The organism is Roseomonas sp. TAS13, from assembly GCF_001950415.1.
Taxonomy (GTDB): Bacteria; Pseudomonadota; Alphaproteobacteria; order Acetobacterales; family Acetobacteraceae; genus Roseomonas; species Roseomonas mucosa.
The window spans coordinates 1-3,142 of record NZ_BDLP01000449.1 but is presented as its reverse complement, the minus strand read 5'-3'; the positions used below and the strand labels follow the sequence as shown (position 1 = coordinate 3,142).

General features: G+C 72.6%; 4 protein-coding genes. All 4 read left to right on the top strand.

Features of this window, described 5'->3' with window-relative positions; all coding sequences use genetic code 11:
* Positions 1 to 475 (top strand): ATP-binding cassette domain-containing protein (locus tag ROTAS13_RS21875; protein WP_139323486.1); only part of this gene is annotated, 475 nt, incomplete at its 5' end.
* Positions 476 to 483: 8 nt separating this feature from the next.
* Positions 484 to 1,203: a phosphonate C-P lyase system protein PhnL gene (gene phnL, locus ROTAS13_RS21870; protein ID WP_171979199.1), complete on the top strand. Its 720-nt coding sequence runs from the start codon at positions 484 to 486 to the stop codon at positions 1,201 to 1,203.
* An 11-nt stretch (positions 1,204 to 1,214) separates the two neighbouring features.
* Positions 1,215 to 2,384 (top strand): alpha-D-ribose 1-methylphosphonate 5-triphosphate diphosphatase, encoded by a 1,170-nt coding sequence (locus tag ROTAS13_RS21865; RefSeq protein ID WP_075823409.1) that lies wholly within the window; start codon positions 1,215 to 1,217, stop codon positions 2,382 to 2,384.
* A 1-nt stretch (position 2,385) separates the two neighbouring features.
* Positions 2,386 to 2,937, top strand: a complete 552-nt coding sequence (gene phnN / locus ROTAS13_RS21860) for a phosphonate metabolism protein/1,5-bisphosphokinase (PRPP-forming) PhnN (protein WP_075823408.1) — start codon at positions 2,386 to 2,388, stop codon at positions 2,935 to 2,937.
* Positions 2,938 to 3,142: the final 205 nt, after the last annotated feature.

Below are 3,142 nucleotides of genomic sequence, written 5' to 3'. Positions count from 1 at the left end.
GCTGCGCATGTCCGTTTCCGCCGGCGGCAATGTCGGGGAGCGGCTGATGGCGGTGGGGGCGCGGCACTATGGCCGCATCCGCGCCACGGCGCAGGACTGGCTGGGCCGCGTCGAGATCGGCGCCGACCGCATGGACGACACGCCGCGCGCCTTCTCGGGCGGCATGCGGCAGCGGCTGCAGATCGCGCGCAACCTCGTCACCCATCCGCGCCTCGTGCTGATGGACGAGCCGACCTCCGGCCTCGACGTCTCGGTGCAGGCGCGCCTGCTGGACCTCGTGCGCGGACTGGTGGCGGAGCTGGGGCTGGCGGTGATCATCGTCACCCATGACCTCGCCGTGGCGCGGCTGCTGTCGCACCGGATCATGGTGATGCGCCATGGGCGGGTGATCGAGAGCGGGCTCACCGACCAGGTGCTGGACGATCCGTCCGAGCCCTACACGCAACTCCTCGTCTCCTCGGTGCTCGCGGCATGAACCCCTCCATGAACGGGCCTCTCGTCACGCTGGACGGCGTCGGCAAGACCTTCACCCTGCATCTGCGCGGCGGCACCCGGCTCGGCGTCGTCGATGGCGTGTCCTTCTCGGTCGATCCGGGGGAATGCGTGGTGCTCGGCGGCCCCTCGGGCGCGGGCAAGTCCTCGCTGCTGCGGATGATCTACGGCAACTACCGCTGCGACACGGGCCGCATCCTGATCCGCGACGGGGGGGAGATGGTGGATGTCGCCAGCGCCGGGCCGCGCCGGGTGCTGGCGCTGCGGCGGACCACCATGGGCTATGTCTCGCAGTTCCTGCGCGTCATTCCCCGCGTGGGCGCGCGCGAGATCGTGGCCGCCGCCGGGCGCGAGGGCGGGCTCGACGCGGAAACCGCCAGCGGCCGCGCGGCGGAGATGCTGGCGGCGCTGAACCTGCCGGAACGGCTCTGGGACCTGCCGCCCGCCACCTTCTCCGGCGGCGAGCAGCAGCGCGTGAACATCGCGCGTGGCCTGATCGCCGAGCGCCCGGTGCTGCTGCTGGACGAGCCCACCGCCTCGCTGGACGCGCGCAACCGCGCCGTGGTGGTGGAGATGATCCGACGCAAAGCCGCCGCCGGGGTGGCGATGATCGGCATCTTCCATGACGAGGACGTACGCGACGCGGTGGCGAGCCGCGTGGTGGACGTCACGCGCTTCTCCGCTTCCCAACCCCAAGCCGACGCGGCCTGACAGGAACGACGATGCTGGAACCCGTGGACCTGATCGAGAATGCCGAGATCGTGCTGCCCGACCGCGTGCAGCGCGGCTGGGTGCGGCTGGAAGATGGCCGGATCGACGCGATCGGCGAGGGCGACGTGCCGCGCGCCGTGCTGCCCGCCGCCGGCGAGGGCCGGCGCGTGGACCTGCGTGGCGCGCTGCTGATCCCGGGCCTGGTGGAGCTGCACACAGACCATCTGGAGACGCACTACATCCCCCGCCCCAAGGTGCGCTGGCATCCGCTGGGCGCCGTGCTGGCCTATGACGCGCAGATCGCGGCCTCGGGCATCACCACCGTCTTCGACAGCCTGCGCGCCGGTTCCGACATCGATGGCGGCGGGCTGGGCGGGGAGCTCTTCGAGCTCGCCGGGGCGATCGATGCGGCCCGGCAGGACGACCTGCTGCGCGCCGAGCACCGCACGCATCTGCGCTGCGAGATCCCGGCGCCGGACGTGGTGGAGATGGTGGAGCGTTTCTGCGAACGCTATCCGGTGGACCTGCTGTCGCTGATGGACCACACGCCCGGGCAGCGGCAGTTCCGCGACCTGGAGAAGTACTTCGTCTATGCCCGCCGTTCCGGCAAGTCCACCGAGGAGCTGAAGGCGCTGACCGCCCTCCGCATGGAGACCGGTGCGGAGCGCGCGGCGCGGAACCGGCCGCCCCTGGTCGCGCTGGCACGGCGGCACGGCATCGCCCTCGCCAGCCATGACGACACCACCCTGGCGGATGTGGCGCAATCGGTGGAGGAACGGGTCGGCATCGCCGAGTTCCCGACCACCCACGAGGCGGCGGCGGAAAGCCATGCGCGCGGCATCCGGGTGATGATGGGCGCGCCGAACCTGATCCGCGGCGGCTCCCATTCCGGCAATGTCGCGGCGGCGGAGCTGGCGCGGCACGGGCTGCTGGACATCCTGTCCTCCGACTACGTGCCGGGCAGCCTGCTGCTGGCGGCCTTCGACCTGCCGGAGCGCGTTCCGGGCATCACCCTGCCGCAGGCCATCGCCACGGTCACCGCCAACCCGGCCCGGGCCACCGGCCTGGACGACCGGGGCGTGATCGCGCCCGGCCAGCGCGCCGACCTGGTGCATGTCACCCTGGCGGGCGGCGTGCCGGTGGTGCGGCAGGTCTGGCGCCAGGGAAGGCGGGTCGCCTGAGATGCAGGGAGGCTTCGTGCTGGTGGTCGGGCCGAGCGGCGCCGGCAAGGACACGGTGATCGCGGGCGCCCGCGCCGCGCTGGAAGGGGAGCCGCGCCTGCTCTTCCCCCGGCGGGTGGTGACGCGCCTCGCCTCGGAATGGGAGGCGCATGACAGCCTGGACGAGGCGGGCTTCCGCCGTGCCGAGGCGGCGGGCGCCTTCGCCCTGTCCTGGCGGGCGCACGGCCTCTGCTACGGCATCCCGGCGGAGACGGCCATGGCCGCGCAAACGGGGAAGCTGGTGCTCTGCAACGTTTCGCGCGCCGTGGTGCCGCAGGCGCGGGAACGGCTGCCCGCCGTGACCGTGGTGGAGATCACCGCGCCCGCCGAGGTGCTGGAGCAGCGCCTCGCCCGCCGGTCCCGGGCGGAGGATGGCGATGTCGCCCTGCGCCTGCGCCGCGCCCAGGCGCTGGACGGACCGCCGGCCGAACTCCGCATCGTCAACGACGGCACGCCGGAGGAAGCGGTGGCACAGCTCCTGGCGCATCTGCGCGACCGGTTGGCGACGGGCTGATCCCCGGGAGCAGGTGGAGACGCGGGGCTCCCGAAAAGAAGGACACCGTGTCCGCGCCCGTGGCACCGGCAGTCCGCCGGAGAGCCATGCTCTCCGGCGCGATCCGGCCGCGGGGAGAGCCAACTCATCGGGTCCAGGGCCCGCAGGGTCCTGGCGGATAGGCTGTCTCTTGATCACATCTACGCACAGCTCCACCGTAAGGCGA